The sequence below is a fragment of the Rhodococcus spelaei genome, from assembly GCF_006704125.1.
In the GTDB taxonomy this organism is placed as follows: Bacteria; Actinomycetota; Actinomycetes; order Mycobacteriales; family Mycobacteriaceae; genus Rhodococcus_G; species Rhodococcus_G spelaei.
The window spans coordinates 401,759-421,990 of record NZ_VIGH01000001.1 but is presented as its reverse complement, the minus strand read 5'-3'; the positions used below and the strand labels follow the sequence as shown (position 1 = coordinate 421,990).

Annotated in this window: 21 protein-coding genes and 1 tRNA gene; 8 read left to right on the top strand and 14 right to left on the bottom strand. The window is 69.6% G+C overall.

Features of this window, described 5'->3' with window-relative positions:
- The first annotated feature begins 19 nt into the window (after nucleotides 1-19).
- Both FK531_RS01895 and FK531_RS01890 read left to right on the top strand, forming a co-directional pair.
- A complete protein-coding gene (locus FK531_RS01895; protein WP_142094938.1) occupies nucleotides 20-262 on the top strand; it encodes a YgaP family membrane protein in 243 nt (80 codons plus the stop codon).
- 144 nt (nucleotides 263-406) lie between these two features.
- On the top strand, nucleotides 407-802 hold the full coding sequence (locus FK531_RS01890) for a hypothetical protein (RefSeq protein ID WP_142094937.1): 396 nt from the start codon (nucleotides 407-409) through the stop codon (nucleotides 800-802).
- 102 nt (nucleotides 803-904) lie between these two features.
- Here the strand turns inward: FK531_RS01890 and FK531_RS01885 are convergent, their stop codons facing one another.
- The 5 genes from FK531_RS01885 to FK531_RS23025 all read right to left on the bottom strand — a co-directional run bounded on the left by FK531_RS01885 (nucleotide 905) and on the right by FK531_RS23025 (nucleotide 3,433).
- Nucleotides 905-1,297: a PPOX class F420-dependent oxidoreductase gene (locus FK531_RS01885; RefSeq protein WP_142094936.1), complete on the bottom strand. Its 393-nt coding sequence runs from the start codon at nucleotides 1,295-1,297 to the stop codon at nucleotides 905-907.
- Nucleotides 1,298-1,530: 233 nt separating this feature from the next.
- A tRNA-Ser gene (locus FK531_RS01880) sits at nucleotides 1,531-1,618 on the bottom strand.
- 51 nt (nucleotides 1,619-1,669) lie between these two features.
- The gene (locus FK531_RS01875; protein ID WP_142095322.1) at nucleotides 1,670-2,152 is read right to left on the bottom strand and encodes a MarR family winged helix-turn-helix transcriptional regulator; all 483 of its coding nucleotides are present in this window, start codon (nucleotides 2,150-2,152) and stop codon (nucleotides 1,670-1,672) included.
- A 94-nt stretch (nucleotides 2,153-2,246) separates the two neighbouring features.
- Complete coding sequence (locus FK531_RS23030; protein ID WP_435530999.1) at nucleotides 2,247-2,876, bottom strand: alpha-hydroxy-acid oxidizing protein; 630 nt, start codon at nucleotides 2,874-2,876, stop codon at nucleotides 2,247-2,249.
- 17 nt (nucleotides 2,877-2,893) lie between these two features.
- Nucleotides 2,894-3,433, bottom strand: a complete 540-nt coding sequence (locus FK531_RS23025; protein ID WP_435530998.1) for an alpha-hydroxy-acid oxidizing protein — start codon at nucleotides 3,431-3,433, stop codon at nucleotides 2,894-2,896.
- A gap of 64 nt (nucleotides 3,434-3,497) precedes the next feature.
- Between FK531_RS23025 and FK531_RS01865 the strand changes: the two genes are divergently transcribed.
- The gene (locus tag FK531_RS01865; RefSeq protein ID WP_142094935.1) at nucleotides 3,498-4,484 is read left to right on the top strand and encodes an NAD(P)H-quinone oxidoreductase; all 987 of its coding nucleotides are present in this window, start codon (nucleotides 3,498-3,500) and stop codon (nucleotides 4,482-4,484) included.
- 103 nt (nucleotides 4,485-4,587) lie between these two features.
- Here the strand turns inward: FK531_RS01865 and FK531_RS01860 are convergent, their stop codons facing one another.
- On the bottom strand, nucleotides 4,588-5,787 hold the full coding sequence (locus FK531_RS01860) for a cysteine desulfurase-like protein (protein ID WP_142094934.1): 1,200 nt from the start codon (nucleotides 5,785-5,787) through the stop codon (nucleotides 4,588-4,590).
- Nucleotides 5,788-5,900: 113 nt separating this feature from the next.
- Between FK531_RS01860 and FK531_RS01855 the strand changes: the two genes are divergently transcribed.
- The 5 genes from FK531_RS01855 (at nucleotide 5,901) to FK531_RS01835 (ending at nucleotide 10,146) form a co-directional block, all read left to right on the top strand.
- Complete coding sequence (locus FK531_RS01855; protein WP_142094933.1) at nucleotides 5,901-6,485, top strand: bacterial proteasome activator family protein; 585 nt, start codon at nucleotides 5,901-5,903, stop codon at nucleotides 6,483-6,485.
- A 48-nt stretch (nucleotides 6,486-6,533) separates the two neighbouring features.
- Nucleotides 6,534-7,409 carry a galactan export ABC transporter permease subunit Wzm/RfbD gene (gene wzm, locus FK531_RS01850; RefSeq protein ID WP_142094932.1) on the top strand — a complete coding sequence of 292 codons (876 nt, stop codon included), beginning with the start codon at nucleotides 6,534-6,536 and terminating at the stop codon, nucleotides 7,407-7,409.
- A gap of 15 nt (nucleotides 7,410-7,424) precedes the next feature.
- Nucleotides 7,425-8,231 (top strand): galactan export ABC transporter ATP-binding subunit Wzt/RfbE, encoded by an 807-nt coding sequence (wzt, locus tag FK531_RS01845; protein ID WP_142094931.1) that lies wholly within the window; start codon nucleotides 7,425-7,427, stop codon nucleotides 8,229-8,231.
- Nucleotides 8,228-9,115, top strand: coding sequence for a galactofuranosyltransferase GlfT1 (glfT1, locus tag FK531_RS01840; protein WP_142094930.1), 888 nt, complete (start codon nucleotides 8,228-8,230; stop codon nucleotides 9,113-9,115). Before wzt ends, glfT1 begins: the two co-directional genes overlap by 4 nt.
- A 170-nt stretch (nucleotides 9,116-9,285) precedes the next feature.
- Nucleotides 9,286-10,146: a class I SAM-dependent methyltransferase gene (locus tag FK531_RS01835; RefSeq protein WP_142094929.1), complete on the top strand. Its 861-nt coding sequence runs from the start codon at nucleotides 9,286-9,288 to the stop codon at nucleotides 10,144-10,146.
- A gap of 4 nt (nucleotides 10,147-10,150) precedes the next feature.
- Here the strand turns inward: FK531_RS01835 and FK531_RS01830 are convergent, their stop codons facing one another.
- From FK531_RS01830 to rfbB, 8 genes are all read right to left on the bottom strand, one after another.
- Nucleotides 10,151-11,680 (bottom strand): glycosyltransferase family 39 protein, encoded by a 1,530-nt coding sequence (locus tag FK531_RS01830; RefSeq protein ID WP_142094928.1) that lies wholly within the window; start codon nucleotides 11,678-11,680, stop codon nucleotides 10,151-10,153.
- A gap of 3 nt (nucleotides 11,681-11,683) precedes the next feature.
- Nucleotides 11,684-13,573 carry a glycosyltransferase gene (locus tag FK531_RS01825; RefSeq protein WP_142094927.1) on the bottom strand — a complete coding sequence of 630 codons (1,890 nt, stop codon included), beginning with the start codon at nucleotides 13,571-13,573 and terminating at the stop codon, nucleotides 11,684-11,686.
- Between the two features lie 69 nt (nucleotides 13,574-13,642).
- Nucleotides 13,643-15,871, bottom strand: a complete 2,229-nt coding sequence (locus FK531_RS01820) for a glycosyltransferase family protein (protein WP_142094926.1) — start codon at nucleotides 15,869-15,871, stop codon at nucleotides 13,643-13,645.
- A gap of 71 nt (nucleotides 15,872-15,942) precedes the next feature.
- The gene (locus FK531_RS01815; RefSeq protein WP_142094925.1) at nucleotides 15,943-16,344 is read right to left on the bottom strand and encodes a GtrA family protein; all 402 of its coding nucleotides are present in this window, start codon (nucleotides 16,342-16,344) and stop codon (nucleotides 15,943-15,945) included.
- Nucleotides 16,341-17,288, bottom strand: coding sequence for a glycosyltransferase family 2 protein (locus tag FK531_RS01810; protein WP_142094924.1), 948 nt, complete (start codon nucleotides 17,286-17,288; stop codon nucleotides 16,341-16,343). Before FK531_RS01810 ends, FK531_RS01815 begins: the two co-directional genes overlap by 4 nt.
- A 142-nt stretch (nucleotides 17,289-17,430) precedes the next feature.
- Nucleotides 17,431-18,111, bottom strand: a complete 681-nt coding sequence (locus FK531_RS01805) for a hypothetical protein (RefSeq protein ID WP_142094923.1) — start codon at nucleotides 18,109-18,111, stop codon at nucleotides 17,431-17,433.
- 116 nt (nucleotides 18,112-18,227) lie between these two features.
- Nucleotides 18,228-19,049: a hypothetical protein gene (locus FK531_RS01800; RefSeq protein ID WP_142094922.1), complete on the bottom strand. Its 822-nt coding sequence runs from the start codon at nucleotides 19,047-19,049 to the stop codon at nucleotides 18,228-18,230.
- Between the two features lie 139 nt (nucleotides 19,050-19,188).
- Complete coding sequence (gene rfbB, locus FK531_RS01795) at nucleotides 19,189-20,196, bottom strand: dTDP-glucose 4,6-dehydratase (protein ID WP_142094921.1); 1,008 nt, start codon at nucleotides 20,194-20,196, stop codon at nucleotides 19,189-19,191.
- Nucleotides 20,197-20,232: the final 36 nt, after the last annotated feature.

Sequence of the window (20,232 nt, the reverse complement as noted above, 5' to 3'; positions counted from 1 at the left end):
ACCTACCAAGGAGATTCACATGAAAACTCTTCCCCGCCACCAGGGCTGGACTGTCGAACGCGTTGTGCCACTCATGGCCGGAGTGATGATCCTGCTGAGTGTGGCCCTGACACTGGCCTTCTCGGCGTGGTGGCTGCTGCTCACCGGTTTCGTCGGCGCCAACCTCGTCTTCTACGCCGCGATCGGATGGTGCCCAGCCAGCCTGGCCATGGAGAAGTTCGGGCTCGAGCGCGCGAGCTGCCGCACCCCGGCCGGGGTCTGAAGCAGGCACGGAACGGAACCGTACGGTCGGCAATCGGGTAGGCGAGCGACACGCAGAAAATTGCCGCCGTTCCCTCGCCGCGGGCGCGGTCGACGATTACAGTCGGTCGCGAACTCTTCCTTCGTCTGCAAGGTGAGGATCGCCATGAACCTGATAACCAGAGGATCGGCATCGGCGCTGATTGCCGCGGCAGTGATCGCGGGCGCCGGGACCGCACAGGCCAACGCGGCCACCCCGGCGGACGGTCCACCCGGCCTGACGGTTCCGGGAGTGCACCAGGTCGACTCTCCCGCCAAGGAGGCTGCGCTCGCGAACATGCTCAACCAGCTCAACCTGGGCTGGGCGAACGGCGGCGCGGCCGGGACGGCCATCGGCGCGGTGGTCGGGCTGGGCATCGGCTGCGTGTCGATGTTCCCCGGCAGCCTCGCCGGCTGCATGATCGGCAGCCCGACGGGCGCGATCATCGGTGGGCTCGTCGGCATGGGCAACGGCAACCCCCAGGCGCAGCAGGCGATCCAGGACTACCTGAACACGCCGTAGCGGTCACGGATACGCAAGAAGGCTCTGACCTGGCGACTGTCGCCGGGTCAGAGCCTTTCGTGTTGGCGGGCGGTCGATCGGGTCCGCGCGGGAGCCGACGCCTCAGCGGTGCACCGTCCGGCGTGGCGGCTTCATGGCGTTGTGGTCGAGTGGTTCACCGCTGAGGTTCCAGCTCCACGAGATGTCCGGCGTGACACGCAGATACGGCTGCTCGCCCTCGACTACCTCCGCGGTGCCGTACACCCGCAGGTATCGCGGGGTCCACGGCTGAGTCGACACCAGGTCGTCGACCACCAGGGCAATCTTGTCGTTGCCGGCGAGGACGTTGTGGTGACGCCTGGTCTTGGCCGGAGCGATGCCGCCGATGTTGATGTACGTCCCGTCGAATTCGAACCCGACCGGCACCACATCCGGCTGCCCGTCGGGGTCGGTCGTCGCGATCCGTGCCAGTGGTTGCGAGCGAAGGTAGGCGATCTCCTCGTCGGTGAAACTCATGGCGTGACCTTTCTGCAGGACCGGGAGGGCACTTTCCGCGGTCACCGGGGATTAGTGGTCGTGACCCGATTCATTGTCGGGGAGAAGGGGGTTCGAGGGGAGAAACGGCCGGGATCTCGGCCGTTCGCCGCCCCGGTCACCCGTCGAGGGCGGGACAGTCGCTACAGCCGTCGCAGCGGGCTCCAACGTGAAACAAACAAGGCCCCGACCTGCACGAATCAGGTCGGGGCCCTTGGCGGAAGCGGAGGGATTTGAACCCCCGTTGGTTTTACCCAAGCTCGCTTTCAAGGCGAGTGCATTCGGCCGCTCTGCCACGCTTCCGTGGCGAATCCTATCGTCCGCATCCCGCGGGTGATGAACGCCCCGCTGAGCTCAACCTTCCATCCGCCGATCGAGGGCGCCGTCGACCTTGTCGAAGACGGTCGCCACGCCGAGCAACTCGGCGGGCTCGAGAAGGTCGATCAGGTACCGGCGCACCCCCCGCACGTGCGTGGGTGCGGCCTCCGCGAGCCGCTCGCGACCGCCCTCGGTGATCACGGCCAGCACCCCCCGGCCGTCCTCGACGCAGGTGCTCCGGGCCACCAGGCCCTCCACCTCCATGCGCCGCACCTGGTGCGTGAGCTTGCTGCGCGAGGACAGCACCCCGTCGGCGAGATCGCTCATCCGCGCCGCGCCGTCCTTCGACTCGGAGAGCATCACCAGAATTCGGTAGTCGTCCAGCGAGATTCGATGTCGGGTCTGGAGCTCCCTGTTGAGGACCTCCATCAGCCGCTGGCTGCCCTCGATGAATCCGCGCCACGCACGCATTTCCGCGCCGTCGAGCCACCTGGGCGTGTCGCCCGACTCGTCCCCCATCGCTGCACTCACACCCGCATTATGCCAGCCGGGGCCGATTACATACCGATTGGTATTGAATTGCGGACCGGCCGGCACACCCGGCCGACCCCGATCAGCCGGTGACCGACCGCAATGCCGAGGCGTCCACCTCCGCCACACTCGCGAACCCGGCGAGCCCGAGCGTGATGTCGAGGTCGGCCAGCAGCATCCGCAACGCGTGCCGCACCCCCTCCTCGCCCGCGACGCCGAGTCCGTACACCCACGGCCTGCCGTACAGCACCGCGTCCGCGCCCAGGGCCAGCGCCTTGATCACGTCTGCGCCGCAACGGATTCCGGAGTCCAACAGCACGCTCGCGCGGTCACCGACCGCCGCGGCGACTGCGGGCAGCGCGTCGAGCGCGGCAATCGCGCCGTCCACCTGCCTGCCACCGTGATTGCTCACCACCACACCCGACGCACCGGAGTCCACCACCGCGCGCGCGTCATCGGGGTGCACGACGCCCTTGACCGCGATCGGCAGATCCGTCCACTCCCGGAGTCGCGCAACATCCGCCGCGCGCACCGAATGGTTGCCGAACATGCCGACCCAGGCGAGCACCGCCATCTGCATCGCCTCGACGCTCTCCTCGGGCGGCGTCGCGAGGCGGGAGCGGAACACCGGATCCGACAGGTAGTTCGCGATGCCCTTGCCCTGCAGGAAGGGCAGGTGGCCGAGTTCGAGATCCCTGGGCCGCCAGCCCATTCCGGGCGTGTCCGCGGTCAGTACGATTGCCTTGCCTTGGCGCCGGCCGCGGTCGCGCGCCGCACCAGCGACTCCGCGACCTCGTCGTCCGACGGCCAGTACAGCTGGTACCACCAGTTCTCCCCCGACACCTCGGCGACCTGCTCGATCGGTGTGGACGCCGCGGTCGAGAGCACCGACCCGACGCCCAGTTCCGCGGCCACCGCCCCGACCGCCGGTTCCGCGTCGGGGTGCACCAGCTCGAGCACCCCCACCGGCGCGGTCAGCACCGGCGCCGCCAGTCGGGTTCCGAGCACCTCGACGCTCAGGTCCCTGGCATCAGCGGCCGCGGTCCCGCGCAGCATCCGCGGCACGATGGCGTGACGGTCGAAGGCGGCCAGGTTCGCGGCCGCGGTCCGCTCGCTCGACGCACTGCCCGCGATGTAGCCGAACGCGGCCGGGGACAGCGTCACGCGGGCGAGCTCCTCGAGACCGGCCGCCGTCATCGGGAGCTGCGGCACCGCGCCGCCGAGGCCGGAGAAGTAGATCTCGTTCTGCAGGTTGCCGAAATTGGTCACCGGCGTGACGGTAGCCGCTCCGCCCCTCCGTGGGAACGACCTCGCCGGGGGCTAGCGTCGATGCATGCACGCGATCACTGTCACCACCCCCGGCGGACCCGAGGTCCTCGAGTGGACGCAGGTCCCCGATCCGCGACCCGGACCCGGCGAAGTCCTCGTCGACGTCGCGGCCACCGCCGTCAACCGTGCCGACGTGCTGCAGCGCCGCGGCTTCTATCCGCCGCCGCCCGGCGCCAGCGACATCCTCGGACTCGAATGTTCCGGCACGGTAGCCGAACTCGGTGAGGGAGTCCGCGGCTGGCGGGTCGGCGATCGCGTCTGCGCACTGCTCGCGGGCGGCGGCTACGCGGAGAGGGTCGCGGTACCCGCCGGCCAGCTCCTCCCCGTCCCCGACGGTCTCGACCTCGCCGCAGCCGCCTCGCTACCCGAGGTCGCGTGCACGGTGTGGTCGAACCTGGTGATGATCGGCGGGATGCGCGCCGGGCAGCTGTTGCTGATCCACGGCGGCGGGGGCGGCATCGGCACCCACGCCATTCAGGTCGCCGTCGCCCTCGGAGCCACCGTCGCCGTCACCGCCGGGTCCGAGCACAAGCTCGCCGCGTGCCGGGACCTCGGGGCGAGCATCGCCGTCAACTACCGCGAGGACGACTTCGTCGCCGCGGTGCGCAATACACCGCAGGGCGGCGCCGACCTGATCCTCGACAACATGGGCGCCGCATACCTGGACCGCAACGTCGACGCCCTCGCCGCCGACGGGCAGCTGTGCGTGATCGGCATGCAGGGCGGCGCGACGGGCGAACTGAACCTCGGCAAGCTGCTCGCCAAACGGGGCCGGGTGTTCGCGACCGCCCTGCGCACGCGGCCCGAGACTGGGCAGTCGGGCAAGGCGGAGATCGTCGCCGAGGTGACGCGGCGGCTGTGGCCGCTGATCGCGGACGGGACGGTGCGACCGGTCGTGCACGCGGAACTGCCGATCACCGAGGCCGGCGCCGGGCACGCCCTGCTCGACTCGGCCGAGACGATCGGCAAGGTGGTCCTGACCCTCGGGTGAGGGGAACCATCAGCCCGTCAGACCGAGTGAAGGTTCCCCTCACCAGGGACAGCGCGGGCGTTAGCCGTCGGTCGGGGTAGGTCGGGAGTGGGGCAGGCAGCAGTCAGCCGAGGGCGGCGACGGCGCGGACGAGCTGGTCGATCTCGTAGCGGGTGGTGTACGGCGCCAGCCCGACCGTCACGGCGCCGCCCTCCTCGTTGACCCCGAGCGAGTCCAGCAGCCTGCTGCCCTTGCCCCCGACGACGGTGCCGATCCGGCGTTCGGCGAAGTGCTCCGACACCTTCTCCGCCGGCACCCCGGCGACGGTGAAGCTGATCGTGGGCACCCGACTGTGCGAGGTTCCGATCAACGTCACCTGCGGCAGCCGGCGCAGCGCCGCCATCAGATGGTCGAAGAGCCGGTCGTGGTAGTCCTGCAGCGAACTGATCGACGTCTCGAGCCGTTCCCGACGGGACCCGCGGGCGCTCTCGTCCAGCCCGGCCAGGTAGTCGACGGACGCGGTGAGCCCGGCGAGCAGCGAGTACTGGTGTCCGCCGATCTCGAGTCGTTCCGCACCACGCGCGTGCGGGTTCAGCGAGATCGCCGGGATCCGGTCGAGCAGGGTGGGGTCCCGGAAGACCAACGCCCCCACCTGCGGACCGCCCCAGCTCGGCGCGTTCACCGCGACCACGTCCGCGCCCAACTCGTGGATGTCCACGTGCGCATACGGTGCGGCGGCGACCGCGTCGGCCACCAGCAGTCCGCCCATCTCGTGCGCCCGGTCCGCCGCGACCCGCACATCCGGGGCCGACCCGACGATCGGCGAGGCCGCCGTCAACGCGACCAGTCGGGTGGTCGGCCCGATCAGCTCCGCGAACTGCCAGCTCGGCAGGTCGCAGGTGTCGATCTCGACCTCGGCCCACCGCACCTGGGCGCCGTACCGGTTCGCGACGCGCAGCCACGGCGCGACGTTCGCCTCCTCGTCGAGCCGGGACAGCACCACACCGGTGCCGAGACCGAGTCGCGAGCTCAAGGCCTCGGCCAGCCACGCCAACAGGGACGCGCGGTCCGGCCCGAGGACCACGCCCGCCGGGTCGCCGCCGACGAGATCGGCGACCGCCTCGCGGGCCGCGTCGAGGATCGCGGCGCTGCGCCGGGAGCTCACGTGCCGGCCGGAATGCGAAGCGGCAGTACCGCGGAACGCCGTCGACACCGCGGTCGACACCGAGTCGGGATGCTGCATTCCGGACTGCGGATCGAGATGGATCCAACCGTCTCCGAGCGACGGGATCAGTCCCCGTACCCGGGCGACGTCGTAAGCCATGACCGACAGCCTAGGTGCTGATTTCCGGACCGCGCGATGGGGTTGCGCCGATTGTGAGAAGTCACAACCAGCGTGAGCTGGTACGACACAATGTCTTGCGACAAGATGGACCCATGACTCAACCGGAGAATGAACACGTGCTCGTGATCGGACCCGACGGTCGGCCCGTGCTGGGCAACTCCTCCGGGTCCCCCGTCGACCCCACGGGCCTCCCGGGCGAGGGCACCGGAACCGGCAACGGCAACGGCGAGCCGGACGAATCGCTCGCCGACATGGTCGAGCAGCCGGCGAAGGTGATGCGGATCGGCACGATGATCAAGCAGCTCCTCGAGGAGGTGCGCGCGGCGCCGCTCGACGACGCCAGCCGCGCCCGGCTCAAGGAGATCCACAAGTCGTCGATCCGGGAACTCGAACAGGGCCTGGCGCCCGAGCTGCGGGAGGAACTCGAACGCCTGACGCTGCCCTTCACCGACGACTCGGTGCCCACCGACGCGGAGCTCCGCATCGCGCAGGCCCAGCTGGTCGGCTGGCTGGAGGGACTGTTCCACGGCATCCAGACCGCGCTGTTCGCCCAGCAGATGGCGGCGCGGGCGCAGCTCGAGCAGATGCGCCAGGGTGCGCTGCCGCCCGGGCTCGGCGGGCAGGGCCCCGGGCACCCGGGGCAGCAGTCCGCACCGGGTACCGGGCAGTACCTGTAGGCCGCGGGCCGGTCGGGCCCGACGGCCCGACCGGTAGGCTCGGGCACCGTGTCAGCATCCGCCCTCGAATCCGAGGCCGCCGCGAGCGCTTCTCCGCCGGCCTCCGACTCGCAAACCTTCCGTCGTGCGTTCCAGGACCTCCGCGACGGCTTCGCGCAGCGCGAGCTGTGGCTCCACCTGGGCTGGCAGGACATCAAGCAGCGCTACCGCCGCTCGGTGATCGGTCCGTTCTGGATCACCATCGCCACCGGTGTCCAGGCCGCGGCGATGGGCCTGCTGTACTCGGCGCTGCTCGACATCCCGATCGACGAGTTCCTGCCGTACGTGACGGTCGGCCTGATCGTGTGGAACCTGATCAGCGCCTCGATCCTCGAGGGCTCGGACGTGTTCGTCGCCAACGAGGGCCTGATCAAGCAGCTCCCGTCCGCGCTGAGCGTGCACGTGTACCGCCTGGTGTGGCGGCAACTGCTGTTCTTCGCGCACAACCTGCTGATCTACGTGGTCATGGTGTTCGCGTTCGGGGTGTGGCGGCACCTGACCTGGCCGGACCTGTCGGCGATCCCCGCGCTCGGGCTGATCGTGCTCAACGCACTGTGGGTGTCGATCGTCTTCGGCATCTTCTCCACCCGCTACCGCGACATCTCGCCGATCCTCGGCAGCCTGACCCTGCTGCTGTTCGTGCTGACGCCGATCATGTGGACCACCGAGAGCCTCAAGAGCCAGGGCGGCCAGGCCGCCGACCGCGTCAAACTGGCCGAGCTGAACCCGCTGTACCACTACCTCGAGATCATCCGCGCCCCCATGATCGGGAAGCCGCAAGAGGCGTACCACTGGTACATCGTGCTGGCGATTACCGTCGTCGGATGGGCCTTCGCACTGTTCGCGCTGCGCAAGTACCGGGCCCGTGTGCCCTACTGGGTTTAGGGAGATCGGCCACACATGACAGAGCACGTCAGCATCGACACCCATGACGCCTGCGTCGACTTCCCGATCTTCGACGCGAAGTCCCGGTCGCTGAAGAAGGCGTTCCTCGGCAAGGCAGGCGGAACGATCGGCCGCAACGACTCGGACGTCGTCGTCGTCGAGGCCCTGCGCGACATCACCATGTCGCTGAAGGAGGGCGACCGGATCGGGTTGGTCGGCCACAACGGAGCCGGCAAGTCGACGCTGCTGCGCCTGCTGTCGGGCATCTACGAGCCGACCCGCGGCAGCGCCCGGATCCGCGGTCGCGTCGCGCCGGTGTTCGACCTCGGCGTCGGCATGGACCCGGAGATCTCCGGCTACGAGAACATCATCATCCGAGGCCTGTTCCTCGGGCAGACCCGCAAGCAGATGCTCGCCAAGATGGACGAGATCGCGGAGTTCACCGAGCTCGGCGAGTACCTGTCGATGCCGCTGCGCACCTACTCGACCGGCATGCGGGTGCGCGTCGCGATGGGCGTCGTCACCAGCATCGACCCCGAGATCCTGCTGCTCGACGAGGGCATCGGCGCGGTCGACGCGGAGTTCATGAAGAAGGCCCGCATCCGTCTCCAGGCGCTGGTGGAACGGTCCGGCATCCTGGTCTTCGCCAGCCACTCCAACGAATTCCTCGCGCAGCTGTGCAACAGCGCGATGTGGATCGACCACGGCCAGATCCGCATGCAGGGCGACATCGAGAGCGTGGTGCGTGCCTACGAGGGCGACGACGCCGCCGACCACGTCCGGCACGTCATCGCCGAGATGGAACGCGAGCAGAGCGCGTGAGCGAGTTCATCGTCGGCGTCGTGGTGACCCACCAGCGGCGCGAGCTGCTGGCGGAGTCGCTGAAGGTGCTCGCCACCCAGTCCCGGCCGCTCGATCACCTGGTGGTCGTGGACAACGCCGACGAGGACGCCGTCCGCACGCTGGTCGAGGGCGCCGACGTTCCCACCACCTACCTGGGGTCCAAGCACAACCTCGGCGGCGCCGGCGGCTTCGCGCTCGGCATGCTCTACGCGCTCTCGCTCGGCGCGGACTGGGTGTGGCTGGCCGACGACGACGGCAGGCCCGAGGGCCCCGAGGTGCTGGCCACCCTGCTCGACTGCGCCACGCGCAACGGCCTCGCCGAGGTCTCGCCGGTGGTCTGCGACATCGACGACCCGGACCGGCTGGCGTTCCCGCTGCGCCGCGGCGTCGAATGGCGGCGGCTGCGTTCCGAGCTGGGCGAGGACGATCTGCTGCGCGGCATCGCGTCGCTGTTCAACGGCGCCCTGTTCTCCGCGGCCGCCATCGACGCGGTCGGCGTGCCGGACCTGCGACTGTTCGTGCGCGGCGACGAGGTCGAGGTGCATCGGCGGCTGGTGCGGTCGGGGCTGCCGTTCGGTACCTGCCTGCAGACCGCGTACGTGCACCCCAACGGCGCCGACGAGTTCAAGCCGATCCTGGGCGGCCGGATGCACACCCAGTACCCGGACAACGAGACGAAGCGGTTCTTCACCTACCGCAACCGCGGCTATCTGATGGCCCAGCCCGGCATGCGCAAGCTGCTGCCGCAGGAGTACGCGCGGTTCGGCTGGTTCTTCCTCGTCCAGCGCCGCGATGTTCGCGGATTCCGCGAGTGGATGAGGCTGCGCGGCCTGGGCCGGCAGGAGAAGTTCCGGCGACCCTGACGCTGCGCGTCGCCGTACCGTTCGATCACGTTGCGGTCGAACGGTTTTCGTCAGCACGGCCGGCACAGTAGCCGTCGTGGCGCGGCGGCATCTGCGCGACAAGACGACGCTCGTCGTCGACAACTGGCAGCATGGGGTGGACTCGACGTCGTAGATGAGGGGTGTCCCGCATGCTCGCTCGGTTCCGCAGATCGGCTCGACTGAAGCTGCAACGAGCCGTGGCCGAGGTGGTGCACGAGTCCGACCGGCAGACCCGCGTGGAGCAGGAGAACCGTCACGACCAGCTGATGGCCGAGCTGTCCGCCGTCAACGGCGAGCTGTCGCGCGTGCTCGGCGAACTGGCCCTGGCCCGCACCCAGGTCGCGACGGTCGGGGAACGACTGACCGAGCTCGAGCAGCGGGCGCGCCGCGACATCTCCCGCGCCCTCGACGTGCGCGCCGCCGCCGAGGCCGCCGAGTTCGTGCTCGACCGGATGCCGACCGCCGAGGTGCGCCGGGACCCGCACGAGACGCTGCGCTACGCGCTCGACCTGGTGCGGGGCGACGGTCTCGCGCTCGAGTTCGGCGTCGCGGGCGGCACCACGCTCTCGATGATCGCCGCGGCCCTGCGACCGGCCGGCCACGAGGTGGTCGGCTTCGACGTGTTCACCGGGCTCCCGGAGACCTGGCGTACCGGGTTCCCGGTCGGGGAGTTCGCGCAGGAGTCGGTGCCGGTGGTGCCGGGCGCGCAACTGGTCGCGGGCCTGTTCGAGGACACGCTGCCGGACTTCCTCGCCGAGCACCCCGGGCCGATCGCGTTCGCGCACCTCGACGCCGACCTGCACTCCTCCACCGCGACCGTACTTCGCCTGATCGGCGAACGGTTCGTGCCCGGCACGGTGCTGGTGTTCGACGAGTTCTTCAACTATCCGGGCTGGCGGCAGCACGAGTACCGGGCGTGGGCCGAGTTCGTCGAGAGCACAGGACTGCGATTCGAGTACCTGGCGTACACGGCCGACCACGAGCAGGTGGTCGTGCGGATGACGGAGTGACCGGTCACCGCTGCGGGCGCAGCAGCACCACCTGAGTGACGTTGAACGACCACCGGTCCTCGATCCGCAACCCGGCGCGGGTGAACTCGGCGAACTGCGCCGTGTCCTCGAAGTGGTGCGGTGGCAGCGTCCACAGCTCGTTCGAGGTGTGCCTGACGGTGCGGGTGGCGTCGCGTTCCTGATCGGTGAAGTACCAGAGGGCCTGGCACGAGGCCAGCGGTTCCACGGGGTCGGTGACCGCGCGTTCCAGTTCCCACAACGAGCCCTCGCTCGCGGCGGTGCGGCCCGCACCGAGGTCGCGGACGCCGTCGAAGGCCGCGGGCCGCACGTCCTCGACGAGTCGCTGGGACGCCGGGTTCCACGCCGCCGCACCGAACAGCACGCAGTCCCCCGGCCTCAGGTGCTCGCCCGCGAACCGGTTGACCTCGGAGAAGTCCATGCCGCTCGGCTTGGCGTACGGTCCGCGCTGGGCGAGGTAGCCCGGCACGACGAGCGCCGCGAACACCGCGACCGTCAGCGTCGTCGTCCACCAGCGCGCGGTGATCCTGGTCAGGGCGAGGCCGCCGAGCAGCGCGGCCGCGGGGGTGGTGAAGGCGACGTACCGATCCAGGTACATCGGCGACTCGACGACCGAGTAGATCAGCAGCGCGGCCGTCGGCACCACGGTCCACGGCACCGCGACCGCCAGTACCCGGCGCCAGGTCCCGTCCCCGCCGCGGGTAGCGGTGACGACCGCCGCGACGACGAGGAGGACACCGAACGCGACCGCGAACCCGGGGGCACCGACGAACCACTGGTACTCGGCGAGGGCGCGGGGCAGATGCGAGTCCAGCGGCGGGATCCAGCCGACCTGGCCGGACTGCGCCCGCACCACGGCGAGGAACGGTGCCGCGCCGGCCGTGCCCGCGGCGGCCGCGACCGACCAACCTCGCCAGGAGCTGCGAACTTCCTTGCGCGCCAACAATGTCAGCAGGTGTGCGGCAATCATGGTCGCGAGATACGCGAACAGCACGATCGACACGGCAAGGGCCACCGCATATCCGGACCACGCCGCGGCCCGCCGCCATCTGCCCCGAACCGTCGGCGCCGCAACGAGAATCACCGTCAGCCACACCGCGGCGGCGACGGTCAACGCGTAGCCACGGGCCTCCACCGCCGCCCACCCGACGCGGGGCAGCAGCACGAACACCACACCCGAGACCACTCCCAGTCGACGCGTGCCGAGCCGAGCGCCGAGCACCACGACCCCCGCCGCGGCGGCACCGACGGCGAGGGCGCTCGGCAGACGGGCCGAGAACTCCGACGGCCCGAAAGCCCCCAGCCAGTAGTGCATTCCGGCGTAGTACAACCCGTGCACCGCGTCGATGTTGCCGAGCATGCGCCAGAGGTCACTCGGCGAACGACCGCCCGAATGAAGCGTCGCGACCTCGTCGTACCAGAACGACGGGATCCAACTTCCGGCCGCACCGAGCACGACGGCAAGGACGCCCACCAACAGGGCGTCCCACCGTCGGGTCCGAACGGACTCGGGCAAGGACTACTTGCCGTACAGGCGAGCCCAGTTCTCCCGGCTGGTCAACTGCGGCAGGGCCGAACGGAACTGCTCCTGCGTCGCGGTCCCCTGCTCCCGGAATCGCTTCATCAGCTTCGCGGTGCGGGCCGTCAGCTCGCGGGCGGTCTCCTTGTCGCGGCGCCGAACTCGAACCCCGGACTGCGAGGCATCGGTGACAACCGCGGTGTCGAACAGCGAGACGTGCCACCAGTGCGCCTCCCCCGCCGGGATGTTCGCCACCCCGTGCTGGGTCCGGCCGAGCCACTGGTAGGCGGCCCGCTTCGCGAGCACCGCGTCCAGTCGGGTCTTCTCCGGCTCGAACCCGGCGCGACGGACCACCATGTCCGCCTGGCGCACCCCCGGGATGTCGTTCGCGGGATGCTTGACGGTCTCGGGGAACCGGGCACGTTCCTTGCGGATCGACGCGAGCACCGCCTGACCGCCGTCCTCGAGCACCGACGGCCCGGCGAGGAAGTCCTCGATGCCGCGAATCATGGTGTACGCCAAGCCGTACTGCATCGAGACCAGGTACTGGGTGATCTCACGGGTCATCAGCTTGCTGAGGTTCTTCACGTCGAAGTCGCTGTGCAACGCCGCCGCGATCAGCGAGTTGCGGATGGAGAAGTACTTCGCCCAGTCGTCGCGGTCCTTCCAGTGGAAGTCCGCGTGCCACACCCCGGCGTTCGGCAGGGTGACGGTGACGAAGCCGGCGCCGCGGGCTCGCAGGCCGTACTCGATGTCGTCCCACTGGAAGAACATCGGGATCGGCAGGCCGATCCGGGAGACGACCTCCGCCGGGATCAGGCAGGACCACCAGGCGTTGTAGCCCGCGTCGACCCGCTTGTTCTGCTTCTTCTTCAGCAGGTTCGCGTCGTGCAGCGAATTCGCCGCCCAGCGACCGGCTTTCAGCTTGGACAGGTCCGCTTCCTCGGCGCTGACGTGCAGGTTCTGCGGGTTCATCAGGTAGAGCATCTGCGCGCCGACCAGCGTGGGCTCGGCAGTGACGTTGGCGAAGGCGTTCATCCGCAGCACCGACTCGGGCTCGCAGAGGATGTCGTCGTCCATCAGGATCACGTTCGCGTGCTCGTTGATCTCGGAGACCTCGTACATGCCGCGGGTGAAGCCGCCCGCACCACCGAGATTCGGCTGCCGCAGGTACACCAGCTTGTCTCCGAGGGTCGCCGCGACCTCCGCGAAGAGGGGTCGGTCGGACACCGGGTCCGAGCCCTGGTCGACGACGTAGACCGCGTCGATCCCGGCGGACATCTCGGCGTCACCGGCGATCGCCGCGACGGTCTGCGCGCAGTCGTCGGCGCGGTTGAAGGTGCAGATGGCAATCGCGGCCGGACGGATCACCTCGGGCGCGGGCACTGTCCACGCCAGCGAGCGCACCGTGAGTCCGCCGTCGACCGCGGTGAACTCGAGCCACAGCGAACCGCCGTCGAGGTACGCGTCGAGCGTCGCGGTCAGGCTGACCGACCCGGTCCCGGAGAACTCGCGGGTGCTCAGCGTGCGAGCCTTGCCTTCGGCGTCGGAACCGCGCAGCAGCACCAGCGCGGCGCCCTCCGCCTCGTGCGCGAAGGAGACCGTCACCTCGGTGACGGTGGTCCACCGCTGGAAGTAGCTCGCCGGGAAGTCGCCGAAGTAGGTGTCGGTGGAGACCGTCGCGCCCTTCTCCAGGTGCACCGAGAACCGCTCGCGGTGCGCCTTGCCCGCCACGATCTTCGCGTAGAGGGCGTCCTTCACGCGGGCGGTCGGGCCCGTGAAGACACCGCGCGCCAGCACCAGTCGGTCGAGATCTCGATGCTCGTGGAGTGCGCTGCGGACAGCGGCAGTGCTCCCGTCCACAGGCGCGACCGCCGCTGACTCGTTCATAGTGCTCCTACCGCTTTCCACAACCGCATGTACGGATCGAACTCGGGGTTCTCCCTGGGTGGCAGGGTATCAACCGCGGGCGGTTCCGCCTCGACGCGGCGAACGCGTGGGACGCCGCCAGAACCACACCGCCGTCTGGACCAGCGCGGCCAGCACCGCTCCGACCAGTGCCGCGAACCCGAGCCGCAGGCCCGGCGTGGCGAACTCGACGACGAGCGTGTGCTCACCCGCCGGGACGTCCACCGCGAGCAGTCCGGCCGGGCCCTGCGCCAACTCGACGTCGCGGCCGTCGACGGTGGCGGTGTACCCGGGCCAGGCCAACCGGGCGAACGCGATCCGGCCCGGCTCCGCGGCGGTGTAGTGCACCGCCTCCCGCTGCGGCGCGTACTCCGCGGTCCGCGCCTCGACGCCCGGGGACGTCCAGGTGAGACGGCTGTCGGCCGGCAGCACCTCGTCGCGGATCCACACCGCGCGCACCGGGGTGTCGTAGGCGCGATGCCAGCCCGGCGGCGGTTCCGCGGCCGCGGCCTCCGGCAGCAGCGATCGCTGCAGGACGAGCGTGGACACCCCCATCACGTCGATCAGCGGGGCCGGCGTCGACGCGTCCGCGGGACGCCAGACCCGGTCGAAGGCGTCGCGGCAGGTGGCACCGCGGTAGTCCATGCACAGTTCCTTGGCGAAGTCGACGAAGCCCATGCCGGTGTAGCTCGCGACCGACTGGATCCCCGCCGCCCGTGGCAGGTTGCCGAACAGGATCTCGCCCCTGCGCATGTCCTCCGAGGAGGTGTTCTCGAGTGCGGCGATCTGCAGGACGGTGCCCCGGTAGTCGGCGGTGCCCGCCGCGATCCGGTTCAGGTCGTACGCGGGGTAGGACTTTCCGCCGTCGGTCGCGCTCGCCGGGAAGGACGACGCCTGCATGAACAGCACGGCGGCTGTACCGACGACCGCGACCACCGCCGCGGTCGGCAGTCCGCCCCGGCGGTACGCCACCAGCAGTGCGGCCAGCAGCGCCGCGACGACCAGCAGACCCAGGGCGTGGACGGGGAACTCGTCGGGGCGCACCGCCCATCCGAGGTAGAAGCCGACCACGACCAGCGCGGCGGTCGCGCCGGCCCGCCTACGCACATTGTCCCTGGCCAGCCCCGCCGACAGCGCCACCGCGAACAGCACGCCGACGGCGAGGTACAGGTACTCGACCAGGCGCACCGGCCAGCGGAACAACCACAGATTGGACGGAGCGAGGGTGGCGAGGAGATAGAAACCGCCCACCCCGAACAGGCTGGTCAACGCGCCCGCCCTGGCCCGCGCGGTACGCCACCGCAACCAGGGCAGCAGCGGCACCAGGAACCAGGCGAAGTAGGTGGTCGGCACGGACTCGAGCCGGCCCCCGGCCCACGTCGACATCGACGGCAGGTAGGTGGGCACACTGCCGGTCACCAGGTCGCCGACGTCCGGCACCAGGAAGGTGTCGTTGGACAGCGCGGCCAGCGACTCCCGGGTGGTGACCTCGCTCGTCCCGAGCAGCGGCAGGAACACCAGCAGCGCGACCGCGCCGACGCACGCACCCAACACCACCAGGTGAGCGAGCCGGACGTACCGCCGCCGGACCGCCAGTTCGACCGCGATCGCAGCCAGCACGACCACCAGTCCGAGCGGCGCGTACGGGTTGCCGGTGGTCATGGCGAGCGCGCCGAACAGGAAGGGGACGAAGGGGTTCATCGCACCGCGCGAGTGCCGGCGCGCGGACCACCAGAAGTGGGTGACCCAGGTGAACGCCATCAGGCCGGCGGGCCAACCCGACGCCTCGTACCAGAGCGTGAACCCCGACACCGGCAGCGCGGTCGCCACGATCACCGCGGCCGCGCGACGGGACCCGTACTCGCGGGCCAGCAGGTAGACGCCCGCACCGAGGATCGCCAGCATCTCGACCATCACGACGAACGCCGCCAACGACAGGTTGTCGAAGTGCGAGACGAGCATGAAGTTGAGCAGGTTCACCGGGTTCCAGATCCCGGTCAGGGCCTCGGCGGCATAGTTTCCGCCCATCCAGCCCGCGGGATCCATCGTCGGCCACTGCCCGGCCCGCAGGCTCGTGCCGAACACGTGCCACAGCGGCGCGAACTGCTCGTGCTGATCGCCGACGTAGTAGAAGAAGTGTCCCCGCCACTGCGCGATCGTCGCGATCAGCGCGGTCAGTAGTCCCACCGCGAGCGCGATCAGCCAGTCCGGCAGTCGCCGGCACCGTTGCACAATGCCCGTCGCTGCTCCGTTGGTCTGCGCTGTGTTGCCCGACGTCACCGTTCGATCCCCTCCAAGGTCCCGAGAGAGCATAGGGCAGCGTCGTGGCGGGCCCGAAACGGTGAAAAGGGTCAGTGTGTCTCGACTGCCTCCGGAACCGGGACGGTCGGACTCGGACGGGTGAGGATGCGGCGGGACAACAGGAACGTCACCGGGATCGCGGCGACCGCCGCGATGAGCGGTGCGATCCGGTCGTCGACGTGCAGGGCACTGACGAGCAGGATCATGCCGACGGTGGTGACGATATAGTTCGTGGCGTTCGTGAGGGGGAACAGGGCGAACTTGCGCCACGTCGGCGGGGTCCGGAAGGTCCAGTAGCAGTTCAGGAAGAACGAGCCGACCATCGAGATCGCGATGGCGAGCAGGTGCGCCGCGAGGTACGGCATCACCGTGTTGAACGCGAGGTAGAGCCCGTAGTAGACGGCGGTGTTGATCAGACCGACGACGCCGAACCGGAGGATGTGTCGGATCATCGGATCGAGCCACCCTCGCGCGCGCCCGGTTCGGTCTCGGCGACCAGGTAGTGCGGCCTGCGCTTCGCCTCGTAGTAGATCCGCCCGACGTACTCGCCGATCACCCCGAGGAACAGCAACTGCAGCCCACCCATGCCGGTGATCGCGGCGATCAGGGTGACGTAACCGGGGGCCGTCACGCCGTGCATCAGCGCGGCGACGATCAGGCCGATGACGTACACGAACGACAGCCCTGTGACGATCGCGCCGATATAGATCGACAGCCGGAGCGGGGCGTTGTTGAACGACATGATGCCGTCCAGTCCGTAGTTGAGCAGCCGACGGAAGGTCCACTTGCTCTCGCCGCCGCCCTGCCGGGCCACGTTGTGGTAGTCCACGGTGATCGTGGGGAAACCGATCCAGGAGAACAGGCCCTTGGAGAAGCGGTTGTATTCGCGCATCCGGAGCAGGGAGTCGACCGCCCGGCGGCTGAGCAGGCGGAAGTCGCCGGCACCGTCCTGCATGTTGACGTCGACCATCGCGTTGACCAGGCGGTAGTACAGACGCGAGAGGACGGTTCGGGTGAACGCGTCGCCCTCCCGGGTTCGGCGCGCGATGACCTGGTCGTAGCCCTCGCCGTGCAGGCGGAGCATCTCGATCAGCAGGTGCGGCGGATGCTGCAGGTCCGCGTCCATGATGACGACGGCGTCGCCCTGCGCGTAGCCGAGGCCGGCGAGCATTGCCGCTTCCTTGCCGAAGTTGCGGCTGAAGGAGACGAATCGGCAGCGCGGATCCCGCTCGTGGAGTTCGCGCATGATGCGGACGGTGTCGTCCCGGCTGCCGTCGTCGACGAGCACGAGTTCGACGTCCACGTCGGCCTGCTCGAGGGTGCTCAGCACCTCGCGTACCAGGTCGGCGAGAACGTCCTCCTCGTTGTGACACGGCACCACGACGGACAACAGCATTTCGTCAATCTCCTAGATGAACCCGCGCACCCGACTTCCGCGAGGACGGCCCCCTGCCGGTGCGTGCGAGTTCTCAGCTTAGGCGGTCCGGTGTTGCGCCTCCGGCCGCGCACCCGCTACCTCGGCACATGGGTGCGCGAGCTCAGTTCCAGCCGATGCCCAGCGGCCCGATCCCGACCGACCCGATCCCGGTTGTCGCCGAGCCCTCGACCAGCGAGCCGGTGTTCAACGATCCGGTGTTGCTCGAGCCGGTGTTGGCGGACCCGACGTTGGTCGAGCCGGTGTTCGCGGATCCGAGGTTCAAATTTCCGGTGTTCGCGGACCCGGCGTTCGCCGTTCCGGTCTGCGCGGACCCGACGTTGCCGGAACCGGTGTTGGCAGACCCGACGTTGCCGGAGCCGGTGTTGGACGACCCGACATTGCCGGAGCCGGTGTTCGTCGAGCCGACATTGTTCGAGCCGGTGTTCTGGGAGCCCGCGTTGTAGGAGCCGGTGTTGTCCGGGCCGACGTTGAGGGACCCGAAGCTGCTGCCGCCGCCGGAGGAACCGGCGCTGCCCGAGCCGAGGCCGCCGGCCACGTCGCGACAGGGCAGCAGGATCGCGACATCGTCCGGCGCCAGGGACCGGACCAGCACCGCGACGTCGGCCAGTCCGGCGTCCGCGCAGGACGGCCGGGCGGCGGCCACGGCGGTGTGCGCACCCACGAGATCGCTCACGGGATCGGCGTTCGCGAGGCCGACGCCCGCGTAGCCCGTCGACAGCGCGGCGAGCGCGGCGGCGACGGCGAGGGTCCTGACCGTGGTGACCCGGCGAACAACGTTCATGGAGTGCTCCTTCTCAACCCGTAAGGCGCGAGCGAACTCTCAGAATGGGTGTTGCGGTCGTGACGGTACCGCCGCGCGGGCGGGCCCGCGCGTCAATCGGCGTTTGTCGGCGCGTTCTACGAGAGCGGGCCGACCGCGGCGGAGCCGACACCGGTCTCGAGGGATCCCGTGGTCCCCGACCCGGTGTTCGCGGACCCGGCGTTGCCGGAGCCGGTGTTCGCCGACCCGACGTTGGTCGAGCCCGAGTTCGCGGATCCGAAGTTCCCGGAGCCGGTGTTCGACGAGCCCACGTTGAACCAGCCGGTGTTGGAGGAACCGAGGTTGAACCCACCGGTGTTCGACGAGCCGGCGTTCGCGGAACCCGTGTTCAGCCAACCGATGTTGTTCCAACCGGTGTTCCCCAGCCCCGAGTTGGCCGAACCGGTGTTCCCGAAACCGTCGTTGTTCCAGCCCGCGTTCACCGAACCCGAGTTCGCCGAACCCGTGTTCGCGAAGCCGTCGTTGTTCCAGCCCGCGTTGGCGGATCCCGAGTTGGCCGAACCGGTGTTCGCCCACCCGTCGTTGTTCCACCCGGCGTTGTCCGAGCCGGTGTTGGAGGATCCGACGTTGCCGGGACCCAGGTTCGAGGAGCCGAGTGCGCCGTCGTTCACGGCGTCGCCGACGCTGCCGAGGCCGACGAACCCGATGAAGCTGTCGGCGGTGTCGGTCAGCTGGCACGGGAGCAGGGCGGCCAGTTCGCCGCCGGCGGATCCGGTGGCCAGATCGACGAGGTCTGCGCCGAGGCCGCTGCACGCGGTACCGGTGACCGGCTCGGCGGCCGCGACGCTGGGCGCGGCGATCGCGGCGGTGCCGAAGGTGGCGGCCACCGCGACGGTCCGCAGTGCCGCACCTCGTCGTGCGGTGTCCCAGCGGGTGGGGGCCCGATGCGCGCCGGCCATCACAGATCCTTCCCTGGCACAGGGCCGAGACGAACGGTAGAACACCGTGTCGTCAATCGAACACCGTGCTACAGGGACGATTTCGCACCCGCGGGCAGCAGCGTAGCGGAGTCGCTAGGACCCGGCGGGGAAATCATGCTCAACTTTCCAAATCCTGCTCATTGTTCGCATAGATGGCCTCGGTCGCGGCCTTCTGCGGGCGCCACCACGCCTCGTTGTCCCGGTACCACGCGACCGTCGCCTCCAGCCCGGCGCGGAAGTCCCGGAACCGCGGCGCCCAGCCGAGCTCGGTGCGCAGCCGCGTCGAGTCGATCGCGTAGCGCAGGTCGTGCCCGGGCCGGTCGGGCACGAAATCGAAGTCCGCCCGGTCCCGGCCGAGGATCTCCAGGACGGTCTCGACCACCGTCCGGTTGTCGGCCTCGCCGTCGGCACCGATCAGGTACGTCTCGCCGATCGCGCCCCGGTCCAGGATCTCCCACACCGCGCGGTTGTGGTCGTCCACGTGGATCCAGTCCCGCACGTTCGCGCCCGCGCCGTACAGCTTGGGTCGTCCGCCGTCGAGGACGTTGGTGATCTGGCGCGGGATGAACTTCTCCACGTGCTGGTACGGCCCGTAGTTGTTGGAGCAGTTCGACAGTGTCGCCCGAATTCCGAAGGACCGGGTCCAGGCACGCACCAGCATGTCGCTCGACGCCTTGGTCGAGGAGTAGGGACTCGACGGGTTGTAGGCGGTCTGCTCGGTGAACCGGGCCGGGTCGTCGAGCGCGAGGTCGCCGTACACCTCGTCGGTCGAGATGTGGTGGTAGCGCACGTCGTACCGGCGGACGGCCTCGAGCAGGGCGTAGGTGCCGACGACGTTGGTGTGCACGAACGGCCACGGGTCGGCGAGCGAATTGTCGTTGTGCGACTCCGCCGCGAAGTGCACCACCGCGTCCGAGTCCGCGACCAGCCGGTCGACCACCTGGACGTCGGTGACATCGCCGTGCACGAACTCGATCCGGTCCGTCACCGGGTCCAGCGAGGCGCGGTTGCCGGCATAGGTCAGAGCGTCGAGGACGGTGACACGAACGTCGGGTCGCTCCGTCACGGTCTGGTGCACGAAATTGGCGCCGATGAATCCGGCGCCCCCGGTGACGAGAAGCCTCATATCCTCGAACTCTACTGTGCGTCGCCGCCCCCGGAT